Source organism: Candidatus Rhabdochlamydia sp. T3358 (genome assembly GCF_901000775.1).
Lineage (GTDB): Bacteria > Chlamydiota > Chlamydiia > Chlamydiales > Rhabdochlamydiaceae > Rhabdochlamydia.
Genome location: NZ_CAAJGQ010000002.1, coordinates 79623 through 99856, shown reverse-complemented (window position 1 = coordinate 99856; position 20234 = coordinate 79623). Strand labels below are relative to the sequence as shown.

Sequence of the window (20234 nt, the reverse complement as noted above, 5' to 3'; positions counted from 1 at the left end):
TATCTCGTTCCTGACGATGACGAGCCTTTAGGATGTCTTTTGCATTTTGTGTTAAAAAGCTTGATGTAGGTTGCATATGAGCAGGGATCTTAGCAGAAGATATGAGAAAATTTCAATGAATTGATTATCTGTAATGTCTTTTTTCTAATGCTGTTGAGTTTATAGATCGTTTTAAAGAAGCTTTTCCTAAAAGACGAGAGAGTATATGGATCCCTGTGAAGAGAATTATGGTTGGTAGAATTTTTTTAGCAATTCTAATAATTTTATGCTCGGTATTCCGTATTTCTGTGTTCCATGTATAGATAACAGGCAAGCATTCGCTTAAAGAGAACTCTTGTTTGGTTGTTGAAAAATAATTGGGGTCGTTATAAAACGCCTCTTCCCTACATAAAATAGTATTTTGAAGTAAGAACACTTCATTGATAGAATGAGCAAGACGTTCTTCTTCTTTATATTTCACGTATTTAATAGAGTTGTCATCAGTAAGAATGGGATACCATTCCAATAAACGATTTACAATCTCTTCTTCTGTAAAAAAATCAGCAATAGGAATTTGAGCTTTAATGCTATTTTCGCCCCTTACAAAAATGCATTCAAGCTTATCATTATCGTAAATAAGATAAGCCTTATCTCCTTCTGCTAAATCCCAAGTATGGACTATGTTTTCTTTCTGCGGCGATACCGCTTGTGTTTGTGGTATGTATAAATTATTGCTGCTTGAAGCTCTAGAAATCGTCATTTTATCTCTTTAAAAAATTTAATTTAACGGGACTTTTAGATTCTCTTTTAAGCCTTGTCTTACAAGTTTCCTAGTTAAAGAGTAAGTATATTAATTGTTAAATAAAGATTAAGTCAGCAAAGTTTTTTTTTATTGTGATATTGCAATGACCTGCTCCCCAAAAGCTGATCCATGCTAAAATAGACTCCTTTAAATAAAGAGCAAGAAACCAATGAAAAACAGCTGATTTACTGAGGAACAAATCATTCAGATACTTAAAGAAGTAGGAAGAAGGATCCATAGGAACGTATTATGCATGGCGTTTAAAATACTCTGGATTAGAATTACCTGAAATTAAAACAACTACGTATACTCACAGCATAAAATGAGTGAGCGGAGAGCTTGTGAGCTTATACATGTGTCAAGGTCCAGCTATCGCTATAAAAAAGTTAAAAGCAAAAATAAAGAGATAAAGAGCAAATCAAAAGAAATAGAGTTAGACAAAGTTAAGAGATATTTGTGGAATAGAATAAGCAGAATAGCGGCAGTCGGGCTCGAACCAACGACCTACGGATTATGATTCCGCCGCTCTAACCAGCTGAGCTATGCCGCCGAGAAAAATAGCGGGGGAAGGATTCGAACCTCCGGCCTTTGGGTTATGAGCCCAACGAGCTAACCACTGCTCCACCCCGCGATAAAGAAAGTATGAGTTTAACGCGCTTGTGCTTTTAGCTCAACAACATTTTGCAAAAGATCGATAGTTTTTTTAGCCGCTCCTTGCATAGGAGAGCTGTTTTGAGAAATAGATAAAGGAAAAGACAGTAGTTTGGAGATTGTTTCAACTAGGCTATCTAAGGTAATCTCCAGACCTGATTGGGATTGAAGGATTTGTTGTTGTAAATCCTTTTGAGTATGCATGTGTGGCCCAAAAAGCACAGGTGTTCCAACCGATACGGGTTCAAAAATATTATGTCCTCCAATATGAGAAACAAAGCTTCCTCCTACAATGGCAAGATCAACTATTTGATATAACTTGGTAAGCTGCCCCATTTGATCAATTAAAATTACCTGCTCCTCTCCTGTGATTTGGGAAGGATTAGATGAAAGAGCGTAAGAGTAGTTCTTTTTTTGTAACAGAGAACCTACGTTTTGAAAGCGCTCAGGATGCCGAGGGGCTATCAGCACTTTTAAAGTGGGAAATAGCTGCCAGAGTATATCTAGTTTTTCAAGTAACCATTTCTCTTCTGGATCATGTGTTGAAGCTAGGATGATTGTCTTATTAGCTAACTTTAGCTGGGCTTTTAAGTCGTTTTTTTGAGAAAGAGACAAAAGGTCTGGCTGAACATCCCATTTGAGATTACCTGTTATGTGAATTTTATGGGCATCAGCAAGATGAGAAAATCTCTTAAAATAGGTATCGTTTTGCACTAAAAAAAGATCAAATAAAGAAAACAGCTTCTGTGTAAAATAGGAAAAAAACTGAAACCTTTTATAAGAGCGTTCTGATATTTTTCCATTCACTAGTACAACTTTTCCGCCTATTTTTTTTACATGGTAAATTAGGTGAAACCAAAAATCACTTTCTACTAAAAAGAGAGTACTGGGAGATATTTGCTTTACTAAGCGACTCATAACCCATGAAAAATCCAAGGGAAGAAAAAAGTGAGCTTTTGCTTGAGGTAAGCTTTTTTTAGCTTCCATGTGCCCTGTGCAAGTGGTATTGGAAACCACAATTTGCGCACCAGGAAAGGCTTGTTGCAGCTGAGTTACTAAAGGGACAGCAGCTTTTGTCTCCCCTGCTGATACAGCGTGAATCCAAATCACAGGTGCAGAGGAGAGTTGTAGATGGGGAAATTTTAGCCCTAACCTGTATAAAATCGTTCCCTTATATTTACCCCAAGAGAGAAGGAACTTAGGCATTGCAAATAGTCCTAGTAATATAAGACAGGTATTGTAAAAAAAGCTAAACATCGCACACAAGGTTAATCAGTTTATTAGGAACAAAGACTACTTTAGTAATCGGTTTATGTAAATATTTTATGATCTGCGGTTGTTTTTGTAAAAAAGACAGCAGTTCCTCTTTAGTTTGTTCTTTAGGCAAAGACCATTTTCCTCTTACCTTACCATTTATTTGTACTACATATAAGACTGTTTCTTCTATTAGGTAGTTTGGATCAAAAATAGGAAATGGCTGATAGGTTAAGCTTTTTGTTTCACCTAAATATTCCCATAGCTCCTCTGCAATGTGAGGAGCAAATGGATACAATACTTGAACAGCCATTTTTAACGCTTGTTTAGGATAAGAAGCAAGTGGTGAAAAAGCATTGATAAATTCCATCATTTTAGCAATAGCCGTATTGAACTGCATGGCTTCTATCTCTTTTTCAACCTGATAGACCAATCGATGGGATAACTTCAATCCTTCCGCTGTATCTTCTTCACAAACTTTATCTGAAGTAACCAAATCGTAAAAGCGATTTAAAAAACGGTAACATCCGTTTACAGCATCGCTATTCCAGAGTTTTTCTTTATCAAATGGGCCCATAAACATCTCATAGAGCCGAAGGGAGTCAGCTCCATATTCACAAATGATATGGTCTGGTGTTACCCCATTAAGTTTTGATTTGGACATCTTTTCTATTTGAGAATGCAGAGGTTCTTTGGTATCTAGTTTAAAAAAGCTACCATTTTCTTCAGAGACATCGTCTGGTGCTACATAACCACCTTGGTTTAACTGATAAGATCTAGCTGAAACAAGACCTTGATTGCGCAAAGTTTGAAAAGGCTCAAGCGTGCTGACAAGGCCGCAGTCATAAAATACTTTATGCCAAAAACGCGCATACAAAAGATGAAGCACTGCATGCTCTATTCCCCCAACATACAAATCTACTGGCATCCAATATTTTTCTGCTTCTTCACTCCATGGTTTATCTGGATTATGAGGATCGCAAAAGCGTAAATAGTACCAACAAGATCCTGCCCACTGCGGCATAGTATTGGTTTCTCTTTGAGCTTTTTGATGTGTTTTAGAGTCTGTAATATGTACCCACTCTTTAACTTTAGAAAGAGGACTCTCTCCGGTAGAGGCAGGCTTAAAATCTTTTAACTCAGGAGGACACAAAGGCAGCTCATCTAAATCTAGAACTCGCCTAGTACCATCGGGGAAGTGAAGAAGGGGAAAAGGCTCACCCCAATAACGCTGGCGAGAAAATAGCCAATCGCGCAATTTGTAATTAACGGTTTTTTCTCCTTTTCCTTGGTTTTCTAACCAATGAATGACTGCTTGCTTTGCTGCTTTTAAATCTAAGCCATGTAAATTTAAAGAACCTGAAGAACTATTAATGTATGTCCCTTCTTCTGTCCAACAAAGCTTGCCAGATTGCACATCTTGATCGGTTTCATTAGGTGTGATAACAGCAGTAATGGGTAAATGAAAGATTTTAGCAAAAGCAAAATCTCTTTCATCATGAGCAGGAACTGCCATAACAGCTCCTGTTCCATATCCCATTAACACATAATCTGAGATCCAAATGGGAATATTTTGATCTGTAATAGGATGTCTAGCATATGCACCTGTCCACACACCTGTTTTTTCTTTGTTAAGCTCTGTCCTTTCCAAATCGCTTTTTCCAGCAATATCTTTGCAATATTTTTGAACTTGTTCACGGTAGAGTTCTGTTGTAATTAAGGAAACAAGAGGATGCTCGGGAGATAGCACTAAGTAAGTAACACCAAATAGCGTATCAGGACGAGTAGTAAATACAGTGATTGTTTGCTTTGTTTGTGTTTCTTCAAAGTGAATTTTTGCGCCTTCGCTACGCCCGATCCAATTAATTTGTAATTTTTTTAAATGATCTGGCCAATCTACTAATTCTAAATCTTTAAGTAAACGATCCGCATAAGAGGTAATCTTGAGCATCCATTGGCGCAAAGGACGTCTCTCAATCGGATACCCCCCTTCTTTGGCTTTACCATTTTCCACTTCTTCATTAGCTAAAACAGTTCCTAAAGAGGGGCAGAAATTGACTAGAACCTCTGCTTCATAAGCTAACCCTTTATTGTATAGTTGAATAAAAAGCCATTGCGTCCATTTATAGTATTTAGGATCGCTTGTTGTAATTTCTCTATTCCAATCGTAGCTAAATCCTAGTTTTTTAAGCTGCCGTCTATAGGTATTAATGTTATTTTGGGTAGTGCTTGCTGGATGGGTTCCTGTACGAATGGCATATTGCTCTGCTGGAAGACCAAAGCTATCCCAACCCATAGGATGTAGCACATTAAACCCTTTTTGTCTTTTATAGCGCGCAATGGTATCTGTTGCTGTGTATCCTGTCACGTGACCTACATGTAGCCCTGAACCAGAAGGATAGGGAAACATATCTAAGATATAATACTTTGGCTTGCTAGTATCTATTTCGACCTGAAATAACTGCTTTTCTTCCCAAATTTTTTGCCATTTTTCTTCAATTGCTTCATGGTTATAGTTTTTTTTTGTCATAGTCCTGCCCAATAATTTAACATGCAAGCTTAACGCGAACCCTTATCTTTTGTCCAGTCTTTGGGCTTTTATACATAAGTTGTTTATTTTAAGTTTATTAAATATTAATATCCTTCCTTGCTACAAATCAAACAATCTAGTACTATCTTTGTTGTCTTTTCAAGACTTATACAATAGGTTCTAAAAGCATGTTAGAAATTAGTTTGATTAAAAAAAACAAAATTTGCTTGGAGGATTACAACTACAAGCAAGACATTGAAAACAGGCTGTTGATCTCTCAATTATCTGCCCGTGATCTAGAACTTTTACAGGAAATTCTATATAGTCCTTTAAAAATAGCTTTTCAGGATTTAAGCGAAGCTTTGAGCTGTGAAGAAAAAGAATTAATTCCTAGTGTAAAAAAGTTTATTGAAAGCGGACTGCTCTCTTTAAATGGCTCTGCAATTACCGTTGATAAGGAAAAGCGCAAGTATTTTGCAGCTAGAATAATAGCATTTGACTCCGATTTTAAACCTGGTATGGAATTCCTACAAGGGTTATTGAAAAAAGTTCCTATTCACATTCTTCCTGTTTGGTATAACATCTCCCGAACTTCTGACCGCATATTTGATTCCATTGTAGAAAAATGTTTATTAACCCCCCAGACATTTCAACGGTATTTATCAGCTCTACAGCTTCCAGATCCTATTATGGAAGAAATAATAAAAGATCTTTTAGAAGCCCCTGAATACATGCTTTATGCAAGCAGTCTAATGGATAAATATTCCCTTTCTCAGGAACAATTTCAAACAACTGCACTATTGCTAGAATTTCATCTCGTATGTTGTTTAACCTATAAAAAAATAGATTGTAAATGGGTGGAAGTAATTACATTTTTTCAAGAATGGAAGGACTATTTACTCTTTTTACGTAAAACGCAGCCTCCCACACTTTGTGCAAATTCTGTTGAAAGAGAAAGCTCGCGGGATTTCTCTTTTCTTGAAGATATTACTTTTCTTATATCTTTAGCAAAAAAACAACCTTTTTTCTATAAAGATACACTTGAGTTAGCAAATTGTTTACACTTAAGTACAACAAACAAAAATCATATAAAGTATATTAAACGTTTACTAGAAAAAATAGAGTTATTGAATTTAGCTTCTACTGCGGATAAAAGCCTTTCTTTATTAGATAAAGCTCATGAATGGTTTACCTTAACCAACCCTCAAAAATCCCTATTGTTGTATCGTCATTCTTATGCACCAGAAATGATCGGCTCTTTTAACGAAAGAGTCTTAAGAGATATAGAAAAAAGTGTTTTAAAAGTGGCTTATTCCGAATGGGTTTTATTTGAAGATTTTCTTAAAGGCATGACTACTACTTTAAGCGAAGAATCTAGTGTTATCTTAAAAAAACAAGGCAGAAACTGGAAATATACACTTCCTTTTTATAATTCTAAAGAACTTATTTTGATTGAAGCAATTATTTTAGAATGGTTATCTGAATTAGGGATTATAGAATTAGGGAGCTATCAAAATCATCGTTGTTTTCGTGTAACAGAATATGGAAAAGCTTTCCTTGGATAAAAAACATGTCAAAACATAAAGAATCAGAACTTGTTTCTAATAGACGCGCCTTCTACGATTATGAAATCATAGAAACATTTGAAGCTGGTATTGTTTTATCAGGCACAGAAGTAAAATCTTTGCGCAATCATGGTGGTAGCCTTCAAGAAGCTTACATCTTAGTATCTCAACAAGGAAAAGTTCTTTTAAAAAATGCTTCTATTGCTCCTTATCGCTTTGGAAATATCTTCAACCATGAAGATAAACGAGATCGATTTTTGCTTTTACATAAAAGAGAAATCATAAGATTAAAAAACCTATCTCAAGAAAAAGGTTTTACTTTAATCCCTCTTTCCATGTATCTGAAAAATGGATTTGTTAAAGTTAAAGTTGCCTGCGCAAGAGGTAAAAAAAATTATGATAAGAGACAAGCGCTAAAAGAAAAAGAACACACGAAAACAATTCAACAAGCAATGCGCAATCGCATAGACTGATTTTCCCTTTTTGATTATGCTTATATCTTAAGTTAAGGAGAAGTATATCATGAAAGTCGTCATTACCCGAATAGAGCTTGTCAATCTAGTTGGTAAGATTCAAAGCATAGTCCCCGTAAAACCAACCATTTCTATTTTATCTAATATTTTGATAGAAGCTATCGATGATCAGCTCATCTTAAGCGTAACAGATCTTACTGTAAGTGTACGAGCTTATGTAGAAGCAAAAGTTTTGGAAGAAGGAGCTATTACACTTCCTGCTAAGAGGTTTTTTCAATTAATTCGAGAGCTAACCGCTGTGCAAGTAGAAATCCACGCTCTTTCTTCAGAAGTAGCTTTGTTAAATGCCGGGAGCTCTCACTTCAGAATCCAGGGAATGCATAAAGATGAATTTCCTAAATTTCCCAATCTATCAGAAGGAATACAACTAACCCTACCTTCTGCTCAACTCAGTCACCTGTTGTCACGTACTTCTTTTGCAGCAGCTCGCGATGATAGCAAACACGCCCTTAATGGAATTCTTTTACAAAACGTAGAAAATACTATTGTTTTTATTGGAACAGATGGAAAACGTTTAGCAAAAAACAAGGTAAAAATCGATAAAATCTCTTCTGATTCAAGCTCTTATATTATTCCTTTAAAAGCTATTGAAGAAATGATTCGCCTGCTTGATAGTAAAGAGGATGATCCTGTTATATTAACTCTTATGCCTGATAAGATCGCTGTTGAGTTTAAATCGACGACTCTTATTAGTAAATTACTCTCAGGTCAATATCCAGACGTTAGTCGCGTTATTCCTGAACAAATAGCAACCCCCATTGCTTTAAATCGCGATGAATTGATTTCTTTACTAAGGCAGGTTTCTTTATTTACTTCAGAAAATAGCAATTCCGTGCGTTTTACTTTTACAACGGGAGAATTGCATCTGTCTGCTATGAGCGGCTCTATTGGTGAAGGCAAAGTGCATATGCCCGTCAACTATGGAGGAGAGAAACTAGAAGTAGCTTTTAATCCTAACTATTTTCTAGATATGCTACGACATAGTAAAGATGAATCTGTGCATTTTAGCATTAGCGATCCCTATAACCCAGGACTAATTACTGACTCCACCTCTGCTCAGTTTGTTATTATGCCTATGCGCTTAGAAGTGTAATGTACCTTAAACACCTTATTCTACGTAATTTTCGTAATCATAAGGAAACAGATTTTCATTTTTCTGCTTTAGTTAATCTCATTTATGGAAACAATGGCCAGGGAAAAACAAGTGTTTTAGAAGCCATTTACTTTTTAAGCACCGGTCGTTCTTTTAGAACCCATAATTTAAGCGATCTTATCAGAGAAGGCCAGCAGTACTTTTATCTCGAAGCTCATTTTGTCAAAGATGAACTTCCACAAAAATTACAGGTCTATTACGATCAAACTACTAAACGCATCCAATTCAATCACACAAACTATCCAACACTGACAAATATTATAGGGATCCTTCCTTCTGTTTTATCTCACCCCAACGATCTTGCTTTAATCATAGGAACACCCCATGAAAGAAGACGCTTTTTAGATATTTATCTCTCACAAGCAGATCCTTTATATCTACATCACTTGAGCAGATATTACAAGGCCATGAAACAACGAAACCACGCCTTGCGTGCACAAGAGATACAAACTCTATCAGCATGGGAGCAAATTATGTTCCCTTCAGCCCTATATCTTATAGATAAAAGAATAGAGCTGAGTTCTTATTTATTAGACCCCGCTACAAAATGGTTATCTTTACTCTCTAATAAAAAAGACCTTTTAGATATTTATTATCAATCTTCTCTTACAAAGAAAGATCCTTCTCTTTTACTTAAATGGGAAAAAAATCGACATAAAGACATGCTTTTAAAAGCAACCTCTCTAGGACCTCACCGAGATGATCTTCTTTTTTTACTATCCGGTAAACAAGCCAAGAATTTTTCCAGCGAAGGACAGAAGCGCTCTTTAATCTATGCTTTGAAACTTGCTCAATGGAATTGGATGCAGCAGAAAATAGGCTACTCTCCCCTCCTCTGTATTGATGACTTTGGAATGCAACTAGACCCCGAGAGGCAAGAGAATCTAGTAACCTGTTTTAGTCGATTTAAACAGGTATTTATCTGCTCTGCAAATGTGATTAAAGACAAATTTGCAGATACAACCCGCTCTTTTTGGATAGAACAAGGGGCTATTTTATAAAGAACCTATCTTGAATTGAATATTAATTTTCGCTATGCTGCATGATCTTTTTATTTTTAACCAAAGACAGATGACATGAGCAAGCAAGGATTAAATGAAGAACAGTGCTTGGAAGGATGCAATCCGCTGGATTTTTAGAAGAGCTTCTTAAGATTGCAGAACAGCTAGGATGTATTGATGCCCAGAGACTCTCAGTAGATGGTTTTTTTCCAGAGGACGCGGAGGAGGAGAGCTTGTTGATTATGGGTACAAAATCCAGAGATGAGAAAGAACAAGCGATTCCTCTGCTTAGTAAAGTTGTTCCCTTCATTAAAAAAGTATGGAATCAGGGAAAAGCACCCAATACTTGAAGCAGATAAAGGTTATGACTCAGAGCAAACACGGATCGATGTCCTTTCCTATAAGGTTTTTCCTCTGATAGCACGGAAAAGAAACACCAAGGGATATAAGATAAAAGGTATTTGCTACCTTGAAAAGCAACGTTGGGTCGTTGAGAGAACGATTTCTTGGTTAAAGACAGGCTTTCGTCGCCTTACAGTGCGCTGGGAAAGAAAGGCAGTATATTGGAATGGTCTATTAATGTTTGGACTACTTGGCTATTGGATGAATTTCTTAAGTCGGCAAGTATCTTTAAAACAGTAAATTTAATTCAAGATAGGTTCTTGGAAGTTAAAAGCTTTTAATACTTCTTTTGCTATTTTCTGAATAACATGCCATCTAGGATCTTTTAATATTTCAGCCAATTCATAATCATCAAATATTTGATGCATAGTTTCTTCAAAAAAAGTATAGGGATGCCTCCTCCTTCTACTCAAAGAGGAATATGAGAGCTTCTATCCTAAAATTTTCACAATATTTCATCTAAATTATGAGGATGGATTCTAACTCAGTTTGTTTTGGATTTTTCTACTCAATGAAAAATTTATCTATTAAAGGTTCAAGGATTTTGCCTTCTGAGGTCAATTCATATTTTTCATTGAAACCAACAAGTTGCAACTGTTCTCCGCATAGATCCCGAATCTCATCTGCCTGATCTTCGGAAACTTTCAATGAATATTTACCGTTATATTGTTTACTAGAAGATAGTACCTCTTGATATCTATTTGCTAGAAAAGAAGATTGACAAAGATAATTATACTCATTTTTATTCAATTCAATTTTCAACATTAAGAAGCTCATTATTTAATTTTTCAAATTTCTTTGTGGAAGTTGGATTTACAGAAATAATTTGCTGTGTGTCTGGGTTAATAACAACTTCCGCTTTTTTTCCTATAAATCGTTGACTAGATCTTTCCAAATGATCAATTCTAATCTCTTCGATTTTTAAAGGTGTTTCAAGGGCATCTAAAATAGCTTCTCTTGAAACACCTCTTTCAATAGATCTCCTGTAGAGCATGTTTGGAAAAGCTTATATCCTGAACAGCACGTGGGGTAGTGTTAATGACATTATTAATGCTCCCTTCTATTTTTCCAAAATTCTCAAGCTGAGCAATTTCACGAGCATTAAATCCTAATTTCTCAGCAATAGCAGCAGTTTTAGTTTGAATGACCTCTGCAATTTTTGCGCTCTCCAAACCAGTAACAGATTCCAAAAGAAGAGTTTTTTCAGCAGCTTGCAAACCCTTATAAATTGCACCTAATTCCTGAGCTCCTTTTACACCCTTAGAAACAGCCTTAGCTAAAGCACCTGGTATAAAAATATCAGAAACAACCATGTATGAGGAAGCATCTAGAGAAAAAACATATTTATAAGGATTGTCTGCATTTAGAAGCTCTTCCACGTCATCGGATAAGTCCTCTTCAGATTCATCAGGAAGAATGCCTTCTTTTGCTAAAAGAGCAAGGAAGTGATTGATTTTCTCTAGATCTTCAGAAGTAGATCTTTTTTCGAGCTCTCCTGATTCAATCTCATTAAGAAGATACATGATTTCATCATAGGATAAAATGCTTTCTGTGCGCTTCTCTTCCAAATTGAGTTTCTGTGGGATGAGTGAAGTATCTTGAGGATATACAAGAAAAGAGGGTGTAATGACAAGAAGTAGTGAGTAGATAAAGGCTTTGAGTTTGTGCACAAAATTCTCTAATTTGATAGCTGGTTATTTGCAAAATTACGAACCAGCATATTCTCAAGAGGTTTTAAGATCCAAAAGATAAATGCTCTAGATAAGCAACTCCTAAAGGAAATCCTTTGGCATCCATAGATCTACCCTGTCTTTGAAGGGAAAATTGCTCGAGCATTTTTGAGGCTAGATTCTTGCCCAGTTGTACACCTTCTTGATCAAAAGAGTTGATATTCCAAATGAAACCCTGAAAAACAACCTTATGTTCATAAAAAGCTAAAATAGCTCCCATGGTAAAAGGGTCTAATTTATCAGCTAATAAAATACGATTAGGGCGATTTCCAGAAAAAAAGGTGTTGGGGTTATCGCTTTTTTGTCCAACTGCAAGCGCTATTGATTGAGCAAATAAATTTGCTAATAGCTTTTCTTGAGAGGTGGTTTGTTGATAGAAAACATCTTCTTTATATTGGCTCTCTTTAAATCCAATAAATTCAATAGGAACAATCGTTGTGCCTTGATGAATAGATTGGAAGAAAGAATGCTGGCTATTTGTACCAGGTTCTCCCCAAATAATAGGGCCTGTATCATGTTCAATAAAATGCCCTTCTTTATCAATACTTTTTCCATTGGATTCCATATCTAGCTGCTGCAGATGAGCTGGAAAACGTGATAAGGCTTGTGAATAGGGAATTACTGCAACAGTAGGAAATCTTAAGAAATTACGGTTCCATATTCCCAATAAGGCGGACATTAGAGGCAAATTTGCATAAGGGTCAGAACGAAGTGCTACTTTATCCATAGCATTCGCTCCTTTTAAGAAGTCTAAAAAACGATCCATTCCTAGAGCGAATGCTAAAACAAAAGCACCTACCATAGAAGTAACAGAATAACGGCCACCAATATAATCCCAGATATAAAAACAGTCCATATACTGTTCTTTGTTATCCATTGGACTCCCTTTACCCGTTACAGCTACAAAATGATGCTTTGTAGTGAGCCCTGCTTGCTTAAACTTCTCTCTTGCAAATCGTTCATTTGTCATAGTTTCTAAAGTAGTTCCTGATTTGGAAACAACGACAACAAGAGTTTTTTCTAAATCAACTTGTTGAAAAATACGAGCACCTTCATCTGGATCAATATTAGATAAGAAATGTACTTTATGATCTAGCTTGTGAAAAGCTTCTAAAGCTAAATAAATGGCTTCAGGTCCTAGATCTGAGCCACCAATCCCAATTTGAATAACTGTTGTTATTTGAGATTTTTTTTCCATCTCATCTAAAAAAGAACGGAGTTTTTCTAATTCCTTATACCCCAACTCTGTAGCCTGTTTTGCTTCTGAAGAAGTATTACACTGCTCAAAAAAATCTCGTACTGCAGTATGCATTGCAGGCCTATTTTCACTAGAAAATCCTTTAATAAAATTAACAATCTGTCCATTTTGCATATCTGTCATTTTTTTAACAGCCTGTGTCTCTTCAGCTAATTGGCACAAAACAGAAATGTCCTTTTCACTTACTTTTTCTGTTGCATAAAACAATTTAAGCCCTAATGCCTCTATCATCATACTATCGACGCGTTTAGCGGTTAAGATCCCTTCTTTTGTTAAATCAACTGAATCTTGAGCAAGATCATGTAATTGAACAACTGATGGTAAATGATGAAAAAAAGTCATATTCTACTCTCTTAAATGATATTCATTAAATCAGCGACTATACAATCTATGCTAGTATCTAGTAAAATGTACTTTTCGTTTTTGTAGAAATAACAGTATAGTAAAGTTTTTTATCTATTTTTTTAAATGAAAAGCGGCTTTTTTTTTCAGAAGCCGATTTTTTTTTATACACTTGTTTAAAAAAAGGGAGTGCATACTCACAAGATAGAATTTTTAAGCTACGAAATGTCATATTTTTTTCCTTAATCCTGGTATGTTAATTGTTTAACGCGTTTAAAAAGGCCTTTTTGAAGACACTTTTCACTTCTTATCCCTTTCTCAGAATATCGTTGCAACATTTTTTTTCTTAAGACTTAAAGCTCCCTATGGCCTTCAGCGCGAATATTTTTTCTATTTATATGATCTCTTGATAAACGCTTGTAAGAAAAAAATGAATGGTTTAGGATATCTTATGTTTCATCGGAGCATAGCGCAGTTTGGCTAGCGCACCTGCTTTGGGAGCAGGGGGTCAGGGGTTCAAATCCCTTTGCTCCGATTATTTTCTATTACTAAATTTTATAATAGCTATACTAAATTCAAAAGGCGAATTTATATGGCATTATCAAAAGGTAATCATCCTCTTCTTTATTATAATTTGCTTCACCAAGAGATTAAGGCATGTGCTGAACATGTTTTTGAAATAAGCAATAAAAAAGATGTGAATATAAGCAACGACTATCTTCATGTTGTAGCTAGACTATATGATCTATACCAAATCTCTAAAAAGGTTCAAGTAGAAGAGCGTTATTTATCTTTGGTAGAATTAAAAACCCATTTAGAAAACACCACTCTTTGCTTTGAAAATCAAGAACTAAATACACTGCACTCAATCCGCCTCTCAGAAGCAATTAGCATACTAGCCTTGCCAGAAGGAGAAAAAAAGTGCTTAAATGAGCCTACTTACCATTCTTTAAAAGAGCGCTTTCTTAAATATTTTCTACAAAATATTCAACCAGAGCAAACTCTATTTCGAAAACTAAAAGCTCTAAAAGATTTGTAAAAAATTGAGCATAGATACTTCTTGAGGCAAACATAGACCCTCGCCTTCTACAACCACTCTACCACCTGTTGCACAGAATCCTAGCAATTGCCTTTTTCCTTGATTCGATAATGTTCTAGAAAAAACTAAGATGGTATCCAGTCCATTCCAGAAATAGCTTAATTTAGATTCAGGAATACATCTAAAATCTATCTGCTGCTGTTTTAAATGATTTAAAACAGCATTAATCTGAGCTAACATTTCTTGATCACAGTGAGAGTCAGGAGGCAAACAAATTCCTAAACGCGCTTTCTGATTTAAAAAAGGCAGCTGATTTTTCTTTAGATCTAATAGAACAAACGATTCAAAACACTCTAAAGAAAATTTTTGAGCCAAAAAGGCTAGAGGCTCTTTAGCTTCAATCAGTAAGAGTGCAGCACACTCCTCTGGTAAAAAGACAAGTAGTCTTTGCATAACTTCTGCAAATAATTTAGCAGCATATAACTCATAATAGTGGTCTAGAAAACTAGACGAAGCCCCTTTTAACTCATGTCTATCTGCAGCATTTTGTATAAACAGATCCAGCCATTTAACAAAAGACTCTAGCCAAAGCTCTTTTGGAAAAATTCTAGAAAAATCTGTTGCGCCTTGGTAAAGGACCACCCCAGTCGTGTTTTTCTTAAAATCATTCCAAATTGTCCGGCCAAAATGCTCTATTGCAATCAAGTACGATTGGTTTTTCAAGAAATCCTGAGGAGAAAAGTGCATACTGGAAAAAGAAAAATCAAGATGCCAAAGAACAGAAGATTCTTGAAAAGCTAGAAGTTCCTGTGCTTTCCAATCCAAATCGGCAGATAACCCAGCTGGTAAAATAATTTGTTTTGCCTTAGAAAACGGCATTCTTAACTCTTATTTAAAAAAGGTAAATAATAGACTTGTTTGCCTTTTGCTTTCCATAACTGTTCAAAATAAGAAGAGCCGTAGTTTTCCCAGTGATTAATATAAAAAGGGTTTTCCAAAGAAAAATCCCATTTCTCACTTGAACTCACAGCAGATACGATCTGCTTTACATAATCTAGATGATCGGTAGCAACAATAGTTTCTGCTTGTGGCTTGGCTTTCTTGCTTAGCTCTATAAGAAAAGGCTCCTGCAATAGGCGGTTTCTTGCATGTTTTTCTTTAGGCCAAGGATCAGGGAAATTGATATAGACTCTCTGAAAGCTTGCGTCTGCTACATAATTTTTTGTAAAGGTAAGAGCCTCACCACAAACAATCAATATATTAGTGAGGTTTAAATTTCGCATTTTAGACCAGATTTTACGCACTCTTTCAAATTTTTTTTCCACAGCAATCCAGTTGACTTCTGGGTGGTTTTTAGCTTTTTCAATCAACCATGAACCATTTCCACTGCAGTATTCAATATGAATAGGCAATTGATCTTTAAAAACTTGAGGATTGTACCAGTTTACAAAGCCCCACTCTTTGTGGTTCATGTAATATTGAGGCACAAATAAAATATTTTCAAAAATTAGAGGTCTTCTTTCATCCCAAGAAAAAGGAAATTTTAAGTCTTTTGGTTTCATAGGTTAAGCAAAAATTTGTATGTGTAACTAAGACATGATAACTAATTGTTATTTTGTTGCCTACATCTCTCTTAATTCTCTTGATCTATTCCAATCCAGCTTGATAAGCTAAAAAACAAAGTTAAAAGCATAGCGTTTTTGGAATTTTAAAGGAGATATCCTAAAATGAAATTAAAATCTATTTTAGTTGTCGGCTTAATGCAGCTTAGCGCGTTATATGCCGACCCTGCAGAAGTCGACACCTCGGATCTTGTAACAATTGAGCAGGAATTTTCTTTACTCGATAAAGAATTAAATAGTGTTAAAGAACAACTAATTGCCTTAGAAGAAGATGCTCATTTGGATACTTCATCTATAGCAAGTTCAGAGGAGCCTTCATTTGGACATCTTCAAGAGCCTATTTCTGATTTCCCTTCAAAGATGATGGTGATTGATTTTAAACAGGCATTTTCTGGAGCCCCTCTTATTTATATGCTTTTATTTGGAATGTCCACGTTTGCTCTTTGTTTATGGTTCTACTGCCTATCTTCATTACGCAATAGTACAAAAGTGTCTAAATCTTTAGTCGACACACTTCGCTCTCAAGTAACTCACCATAATTTTGATGAAGCGCTAGGAGTATGTAAACAAGAAAAAACATTGTTTTGTCATTTAGTAGCAACAGGCATTCATTCCAGGCGCTACGGGTTTCCAGTGATGGTTGAAATCATGAAAGCTGAAGGCAAAAGAGTTACCGCAACATTTTGGCAAAGAATTAACTTGCTTAATGACATTGCTATTATTGCCCCCATGCTTGGTTTGTTAGGGACTGTTTTTGGTATGTTTTATGCTTTTTATGATGTCAACCGCTCTATAGAAAGCGTTTCTATGCTATTTGATGGACTCGGCGTTTCTGTAGGAACCACAGTTGTTGGATTGATAGTAGCAATCCTTGCGCTAATTTTGCATTCTTCCGCTAAATATAGACTGGTAAAAACATTAGTATTAGTAGAGAGTGAAACGCACCAAATAGCCTCTCTTATTGATGCTCAAAACAAGAGTACAAATATATGAGCCTAATCCCTGAAGAAGAACTTAAAAGATACAATCATCTTAACTTAGCTCCTATGATTGATTTTCTCTTTTTAATTGTGGCAGTTTTTGCAGTGATTGCAGTTACTCGAGCCAGCCTTTTTGACCGTGAGATCAGTTTGGTCAAGGTTCAAACAAAAACAGATGTCTCTATTCCTCAAGACCGCTATACCGTGCATTTGAGCATAAATAATAAGGGAGAGTACAAATGGATTACAGAATTTAATGAATACTTGATTTCTTGTCCGCTAGATGTACAATTAGAGCTTAAAAAACAACAAGAACTTGGCCTTTTACCTAAAGATACATTAAAAACGCAAGTGCTCTTACATATTGATAAACAAGCGATGTGGGAACCTATTGTACAACTGATCTTTGCTGTAAAACAAGCCGGATTTCAAATTCACCCTGTTTATGAGAGCGAATAACATGTATGATTACTCTGAGCCCTAGTCGATTAAATCAGAAAGCTGATTAATTCCCTCAACTTGATATTTTTTAAATTCTTCGATAGAAGTCAATCCTGTTCCAATACCAATAAATCCAATTCCCGCTCCTTTTGCTGCAATCATATCATTAAGGTGATCTCCCACATAAAGTACTTCATGAGGTTGAATATCCTGCTTAACCATCCAAGTTAAAGCTGGATTAAATACCTGAGGGTTGGGCTTGTGAACTATTGTATCATCTTCTGTTTGTATATAATCAAATAACTCATTAGGAATTTTTAAAGTTTTCAAGTCATGTTCTAGGCTAGAGCGAGTGATAGCTGTTACAAGTCCTAATTTTTTCCCTAAATTATGTAGAGTGTTCAAAGTGCTTATTGTATCTTTAAATAGAATTTTAGGAAATTTGCTTCGTGTAGCTATATTATAAGACATAGCTATATCTAAGTGGTCTGTTTCATATAGCAACTTAAGTAATAAGGTCAAAGGCTTTCCCCAATGAAGCCGCAGTTCATCATTTTTAAGCGTTTTACCATAAAATGTTCGCGCAATGTATTTGTGTTGCGCCCATTTTGCTTTGAGAGCACCAACTAACGTATCATCATGATCAAATAGGATCATTTTAATAGAAGGACATAATGAAGTTGTTTCCTTATGCATAATAGCTATTTTATACCAACTAATTATTATTTTGTCCATCTTGGACTAGAATATTGATTCTTTAATGCATTTTAGATATGGAATAATAAAAGTACCGGTAGAGATATTCATGGATGATAATAAAGCCGCAGAACTTATTACAGTCATTACAAGTACTCATCCTATTTGCACGGTCCCCTCTGATGAACATCTCTACCTTGCCCAGGCAAGTTTATTCATAAACCCTACCCTAGCCAAGAGTAAAAAAATCATTGTTTTTGATGGAGTAGCCCCTGGGTTTAAAGACCGGGGCTCTAATTATGATTTATATAAACAAAAAATTCAAATTCTTCAGAAAACCAACCCGATCTTTGCCAATACAGAGCTTGTCTTTTGTGAAGAATGGGTCCAACTCTCTGGAACCATTCGCCTAGCTTTAAAACAAGTAACAACTCCTTTTGTTTTCATTCATCAACACGATATGTGTTTTACAAAAAAATTTAACCTAAATGCTTGTTTAAGCTCTATGCTTGCTAATAAAAACATCAAGTGGATTCATTTCAGTGGTAGGTTCAACTCTTCTCTTACAGGAGATATACAAAGCTCTTGCTTTGGCCCTGCAGACAATTATGTTGAAGGAAACAGCTTAATTCCTTTAACAAGAGCTTATGGGTGGTCTGATCATGCTCATATAGCGCATGTAGATTATTATAAGTTTTTTATTATGCCGATGTGTAAAAACAACTATATGGAAGATCATGTTCACAAGAATTTTAAAAAAGCTCTGTTAAATAAAACTTCAAGTGAAATAAATGCGATCCATTTAAAATTTGGTACTTATTTATATGGTGACTTAGAAGACGGATGCTTCTTCTATCATATTGATGGACGTGCTAATGATCCAAAGTATTATGTTAAGGAGTCAAAATGAGTAAAAAGACAATACCTACAAAGTTAGCAACCCCAAATGACTTAAAGGGCCGTCAAGAAATCTGTAAAAGTATTAACCCCCTAGTTGCCGATGCTTTTGCTCTATATGTAAAGACAAAAAGCTTCCATTGGCATATGTCAGGTAATCATTTTCGCGATTATCATCTTTTATTGGATGAGCAAGCAGAACAAATTTTTGCCATGATTGATGTTTTAGCAGAACGTGTTCGCAAATTAGGTGGAACAACAATATGTTCGATAAATCATATTAGTCGTTTACAAAACATTAAAGATGACGAAATTATATTAGAGCCAAAAAAAATGATTCAACATCTCATGCACGACAACAAAAACTACGCAGCTTACATGCGATCTACACATCAAATTTGTGCTGATCACGAAGACGTTGCAACAGCTAGTATCTTAGAAGTATTCATAGATGAAGCAGAAAGAAGAACTTGGTTTCTTTTTGAAATCCAAGCATAAAACCCTTACGCTATGCTAATCGAAATCATGATACACAGCATCATAATGACTACAAGCGAAAAACGAAACATTTGGCGCCCAAAGAGCCTATCATTAGTGTCTTTAAAACCCTTTATGCATAATAAAAGCCAACTAAGACCAAGTAAACCTATAACTATCAAATATGCATACCCTGTATAACCTAATATCGTTAGCATGCATACAGGGATAAGAAAGGCGATGATATAAAGCAGCATATGTACCTTGGTAGTATATATACCCTTTTTAACGGGCAAAACTGGGATTGATGCAGCAATATAATCATCGATCCGATACATAGCAATTGCAAAGAAATGCGGCATTTGCCAAAGGGCTACAATCATAAATAACAGGAAAGCTCCCATATCCAAACGATTAATTACAGCACAATAACCAACAACTGGTGGTATGCCCCCTGAAATACTTCCTATAACAGTTGCATAAGAAGAACGGTATTTTGATAAGCTATACAAAATCACATAAATAAAAAAACCAGTTAGAGCAATGATTGCCGTTAAGAGATTGGTATATAGCATTAAAAGCAAAACACCAAATAATCCAAGAAAAATCGCAAATATAATAGCCTTTTTTAGAGAGATTGTCCCTCTTACTAAAGCTCGGTTTTTAGTTCTTTGCATCATTTTATCTATGTTGCGATCAATATAATTATTAAAGACACAAGCCGATGCAATAAGCAGCGATAAGCCCATAAGAGTTGCTAAAAATAACCAAGGATCAATCTGAGCTTTTGAGGCAAGAATAAACCCGCCTGCTGCAGTTATTGCATTACCAAATATAATTCCAGGTTTAGTAAGCATAAAATACGTTTTAATCATCTTTCAC

23 protein-coding genes and 3 tRNA genes are annotated in these 20234 nt (G+C 35.5%); 12 read left to right on the top strand and 14 right to left on the bottom strand.

Going from position 1 to position 20234, the window contains the following annotated elements; genetic code table 11:
• Positions 1-124 precede the first annotated feature (124 nt).
• The 5 genes from RHTP_RS01075 to leuS all read right to left on the bottom strand — a co-directional run bounded on the left by RHTP_RS01075 (position 125) and on the right by leuS (position 5216).
• On the bottom strand, positions 125-739 hold the full coding sequence (locus RHTP_RS01075; RefSeq protein ID WP_138106198.1) for a hypothetical protein: 615 nt from the start codon (positions 737-739) through the stop codon (positions 125-127).
• A 518-nt stretch (positions 740-1257) separates the two neighbouring features.
• Positions 1258-1331 (bottom strand) — tRNA-Met (locus tag RHTP_RS01070).
• 8 nt (positions 1332-1339) lie between these two features.
• Positions 1340-1412: transfer RNA gene (locus RHTP_RS01065), tRNA-Met, on the bottom strand.
• Positions 1413-1429: 17 nt separating this feature from the next.
• A complete protein-coding gene (locus RHTP_RS01060; protein ID WP_171005689.1) occupies positions 1430-2638 on the bottom strand; it encodes a 3-deoxy-D-manno-octulosonic acid transferase in 1209 nt (402 codons plus the stop codon).
• Between the two features lie 43 nt (positions 2639-2681).
• Complete coding sequence (leuS, locus tag RHTP_RS01055) at positions 2682-5216, bottom strand: leucine--tRNA ligase (protein WP_138106196.1); 2535 nt, start codon at positions 5214-5216, stop codon at positions 2682-2684.
• A 188-nt stretch (positions 5217-5404) separates the two neighbouring features.
• Between leuS and RHTP_RS01050 the strand changes: the two genes are divergently transcribed.
• The 6 genes from RHTP_RS01050 to RHTP_RS01030 all read left to right on the top strand — a co-directional run bounded on the left by RHTP_RS01050 (position 5405) and on the right by RHTP_RS01030 (position 10110).
• Positions 5405-6781, top strand: coding sequence for a hypothetical protein (locus RHTP_RS01050; RefSeq protein ID WP_138106195.1), 1377 nt, complete (start codon positions 5405-5407; stop codon positions 6779-6781).
• 5 nt (positions 6782-6786) lie between these two features.
• Complete coding sequence (gene smpB / locus RHTP_RS01045) at positions 6787-7254, top strand: SsrA-binding protein SmpB (protein ID WP_138106194.1); 468 nt, start codon at positions 6787-6789, stop codon at positions 7252-7254.
• Positions 7255-7303: 49 nt separating this feature from the next.
• Positions 7304-8407: a DNA polymerase III subunit beta gene (gene dnaN, locus RHTP_RS01040; RefSeq protein ID WP_138106193.1), complete on the top strand. Its 1104-nt coding sequence runs from the start codon at positions 7304-7306 to the stop codon at positions 8405-8407.
• On the top strand, positions 8407-9468 hold the full coding sequence (recF, locus tag RHTP_RS01035) for a DNA replication/repair protein RecF (RefSeq protein ID WP_138106192.1): 1062 nt from the start codon (positions 8407-8409) through the stop codon (positions 9466-9468). Before dnaN ends, recF begins: the two co-directional genes overlap by 1 nt.
• Before the next feature lie 104 nt (positions 9469-9572).
• Entirely contained in the window at positions 9573-9818 is a 246-nt protein-coding gene (locus tag RHTP_RS08750) for a hypothetical protein (RefSeq protein WP_171005688.1), read from the top strand.
• A complete protein-coding gene (locus tag RHTP_RS01030; protein ID WP_171005687.1) occupies positions 9766-10110 on the top strand; it encodes a transposase in 345 nt (114 codons plus the stop codon). Before RHTP_RS08750 ends, RHTP_RS01030 begins: the two co-directional genes overlap by 53 nt.
• A 2-nt stretch (positions 10111-10112) precedes the next feature.
• Here the strand turns inward: RHTP_RS01030 and RHTP_RS09035 are convergent, their stop codons facing one another.
• The 5 genes from RHTP_RS09035 to RHTP_RS01010 form a co-directional block, all read right to left on the bottom strand.
• Complete coding sequence (locus tag RHTP_RS09035) at positions 10113-10238, bottom strand: hypothetical protein (RefSeq protein ID WP_256360122.1); 126 nt, start codon at positions 10236-10238, stop codon at positions 10113-10115.
• A gap of 136 nt (positions 10239-10374) precedes the next feature.
• The gene (locus RHTP_RS01025; protein WP_138106190.1) at positions 10375-10635 is read right to left on the bottom strand and encodes a hypothetical protein; all 261 of its coding nucleotides are present in this window, start codon (positions 10633-10635) and stop codon (positions 10375-10377) included.
• A complete protein-coding gene (locus RHTP_RS01020; protein ID WP_138106189.1) occupies positions 10622-10864 on the bottom strand; it encodes a hypothetical protein in 243 nt (80 codons plus the stop codon). Before RHTP_RS01020 ends, RHTP_RS01025 begins: the two co-directional genes overlap by 14 nt.
• A complete protein-coding gene (locus RHTP_RS01015; protein WP_138106188.1) occupies positions 10842-11540 on the bottom strand; it encodes a hypothetical protein in 699 nt (232 codons plus the stop codon). Before RHTP_RS01015 ends, RHTP_RS01020 begins: the two co-directional genes overlap by 23 nt.
• Positions 11541-11604: 64 nt before the next feature.
• Positions 11605-13200 (bottom strand): glucose-6-phosphate isomerase, encoded by a 1596-nt coding sequence (locus RHTP_RS01010; protein ID WP_138106187.1) that lies wholly within the window; start codon positions 13198-13200, stop codon positions 11605-11607.
• A 460-nt stretch (positions 13201-13660) separates the two neighbouring features.
• Between RHTP_RS01010 and RHTP_RS01005 the strand changes: the two genes are divergently transcribed.
• A tRNA-Pro gene (locus RHTP_RS01005) sits at positions 13661-13735 on the top strand.
• A gap of 57 nt (positions 13736-13792) precedes the next feature.
• On the top strand, positions 13793-14239 hold the full coding sequence (locus RHTP_RS01000) for a hypothetical protein (RefSeq protein ID WP_138106186.1): 447 nt from the start codon (positions 13793-13795) through the stop codon (positions 14237-14239).
• Here RHTP_RS01000 and RHTP_RS00995 read toward each other — a convergent pair.
• Together RHTP_RS00995 and trmB are read right to left on the bottom strand one after the other, a co-directional pair.
• The gene (locus RHTP_RS00995) at positions 14225-15118 is read right to left on the bottom strand and encodes a hypothetical protein (protein ID WP_138106185.1); all 894 of its coding nucleotides are present in this window, start codon (positions 15116-15118) and stop codon (positions 14225-14227) included. The genes RHTP_RS01000 and RHTP_RS00995 overlap by 15 nt on opposite strands.
• Before the next feature lie 2 nt (positions 15119-15120).
• Positions 15121-15801 carry a tRNA (guanine(46)-N(7))-methyltransferase TrmB gene (trmB, locus tag RHTP_RS00990; RefSeq protein WP_138106184.1) on the bottom strand — a complete coding sequence of 227 codons (681 nt, stop codon included), beginning with the start codon at positions 15799-15801 and terminating at the stop codon, positions 15121-15123.
• A gap of 165 nt (positions 15802-15966) precedes the next feature.
• Here trmB and RHTP_RS00985 point away from each other — a divergent pair, with 165 nt between their 5' ends.
• Positions 15967-16854 (top strand): MotA/TolQ/ExbB proton channel family protein, encoded by an 888-nt coding sequence (locus tag RHTP_RS00985; RefSeq protein WP_138106183.1) that lies wholly within the window; start codon positions 15967-15969, stop codon positions 16852-16854.
• Complete coding sequence (locus tag RHTP_RS00980; protein WP_138106182.1) at positions 16851-17300, top strand: ExbD/TolR family protein; 450 nt, start codon at positions 16851-16853, stop codon at positions 17298-17300. The genes RHTP_RS00985 and RHTP_RS00980 overlap by 4 nt, the downstream gene beginning before the upstream one ends.
• Positions 17301-17321: 21 nt before the next feature.
• On the opposite strand, the gene RHTP_RS00975 is transcribed toward RHTP_RS00980, so the two are convergent.
• Positions 17322-18017 carry an HAD-IA family hydrolase gene (locus RHTP_RS00975; RefSeq protein ID WP_138106181.1) on the bottom strand — a complete coding sequence of 232 codons (696 nt, stop codon included), beginning with the start codon at positions 18015-18017 and terminating at the stop codon, positions 17322-17324.
• A gap of 70 nt (positions 18018-18087) precedes the next feature.
• Here RHTP_RS00975 and RHTP_RS00970 point away from each other — a divergent pair, with 70 nt between their 5' ends.
• Both RHTP_RS00970 and RHTP_RS00965 read left to right on the top strand, forming a co-directional pair.
• A complete protein-coding gene (locus tag RHTP_RS00970; RefSeq protein ID WP_138106180.1) occupies positions 18088-18888 on the top strand; it encodes a hypothetical protein in 801 nt (266 codons plus the stop codon).
• Positions 18885-19373 (top strand): Dps family protein, encoded by a 489-nt coding sequence (locus RHTP_RS00965; protein ID WP_138106179.1) that lies wholly within the window; start codon positions 18885-18887, stop codon positions 19371-19373. Before RHTP_RS00970 ends, RHTP_RS00965 begins: the two co-directional genes overlap by 4 nt.
• A 5-nt stretch (positions 19374-19378) precedes the next feature.
• Here RHTP_RS00965 and cyoE read toward each other — a convergent pair whose 3' ends face one another.
• Positions 19379-20227 carry a heme o synthase gene (cyoE, locus tag RHTP_RS00960; RefSeq protein ID WP_171005686.1) on the bottom strand — a complete coding sequence of 283 codons (849 nt, stop codon included), beginning with the start codon at positions 20225-20227 and terminating at the stop codon, positions 19379-19381.
• Positions 20228-20234: the final 7 nt, after the last annotated feature.

What these genes read in the sequence shown, in the direction of transcription:
- RHTP_RS09035 (WP_256360122.1), bottom strand. Translation starts at nt 10,238, where the DNA reads ATGCATCAAATATTTGATGATTATGAATTGGCTGAAATATTAAAAGAT.
- dnaN (WP_138106193.1), top strand. Translation starts at nt 7,304, where the DNA reads ATGAAAGTCGTCATTACCCGAATAGAGCTTGTCAATCTAGTTGGTAAG.
- RHTP_RS00970 (WP_138106180.1), top strand. Translation starts at nt 18,088, where the DNA reads ATGGATGATAATAAAGCCGCAGAACTTATTACAGTCATTACAAGTACT.
- RHTP_RS01050 (WP_138106195.1), top strand. Translation starts at nt 5,405, where the DNA reads ATGTTAGAAATTAGTTTGATTAAAAAAAACAAAATTTGCTTGGAGGAT.
- RHTP_RS01025 (WP_138106190.1), bottom strand. Translation starts at nt 10,635, where the DNA reads ATGTTGAAAATTGAATTGAATAAAAATGAGTATAATTATCTTTGTCAA.
- RHTP_RS01020 (WP_138106189.1), bottom strand. Translation starts at nt 10,864, where the DNA reads ATGCTCTACAGGAGATCTATTGAAAGAGGTGTTTCAAGAGAAGCTATT.
- RHTP_RS01000 (WP_138106186.1), top strand. Translation starts at nt 13,793, where the DNA reads ATGGCATTATCAAAAGGTAATCATCCTCTTCTTTATTATAATTTGCTT.
- RHTP_RS01010 (WP_138106187.1), bottom strand. Translation starts at nt 13,200, where the DNA reads ATGACTTTTTTTCATCATTTACCATCAGTTGTTCAATTACATGATCTT.
- leuS (WP_138106196.1), bottom strand. Translation starts at nt 5,216, where the DNA reads ATGACAAAAAAAAACTATAACCATGAAGCAATTGAAGAAAAATGGCAA.
- RHTP_RS00975 (WP_138106181.1), bottom strand. Translation starts at nt 18,017, where the DNA reads ATGGACAAAATAATAATTAGTTGGTATAAAATAGCTATTATGCATAAG.
- recF (WP_138106192.1), top strand. Translation starts at nt 8,407, where the DNA reads ATGTACCTTAAACACCTTATTCTACGTAATTTTCGTAATCATAAGGAA.
- smpB (WP_138106194.1), top strand. Translation starts at nt 6,787, where the DNA reads ATGTCAAAACATAAAGAATCAGAACTTGTTTCTAATAGACGCGCCTTC.
- RHTP_RS00985 (WP_138106183.1), top strand. Translation starts at nt 15,967, where the DNA reads ATGAAATTAAAATCTATTTTAGTTGTCGGCTTAATGCAGCTTAGCGCG.
- RHTP_RS00995 (WP_138106185.1), bottom strand. Translation starts at nt 15,118, where the DNA reads ATGCCGTTTTCTAAGGCAAAACAAATTATTTTACCAGCTGGGTTATCT.
- trmB (WP_138106184.1), bottom strand. Translation starts at nt 15,801, where the DNA reads ATGAAACCAAAAGACTTAAAATTTCCTTTTTCTTGGGATGAAAGAAGA.
- RHTP_RS00980 (WP_138106182.1), top strand. Translation starts at nt 16,851, where the DNA reads ATGAGCCTAATCCCTGAAGAAGAACTTAAAAGATACAATCATCTTAAC.
- RHTP_RS01075 (WP_138106198.1), bottom strand. Translation starts at nt 739, where the DNA reads ATGACGATTTCTAGAGCTTCAAGCAGCAATAATTTATACATACCACAA.
- RHTP_RS00965 (WP_138106179.1), top strand. Translation starts at nt 18,885, where the DNA reads ATGAGTAAAAAGACAATACCTACAAAGTTAGCAACCCCAAATGACTTA.
- cyoE (WP_171005686.1), bottom strand. Translation starts at nt 20,227, where the DNA reads ATGATTAAAACGTATTTTATGCTTACTAAACCTGGAATTATATTTGGT.
- RHTP_RS01060 (WP_171005689.1), bottom strand. Translation starts at nt 2,638, where the DNA reads ATGCCTAAGTTCCTTCTCTCTTGGGGTAAATATAAGGGAACGATTTTA.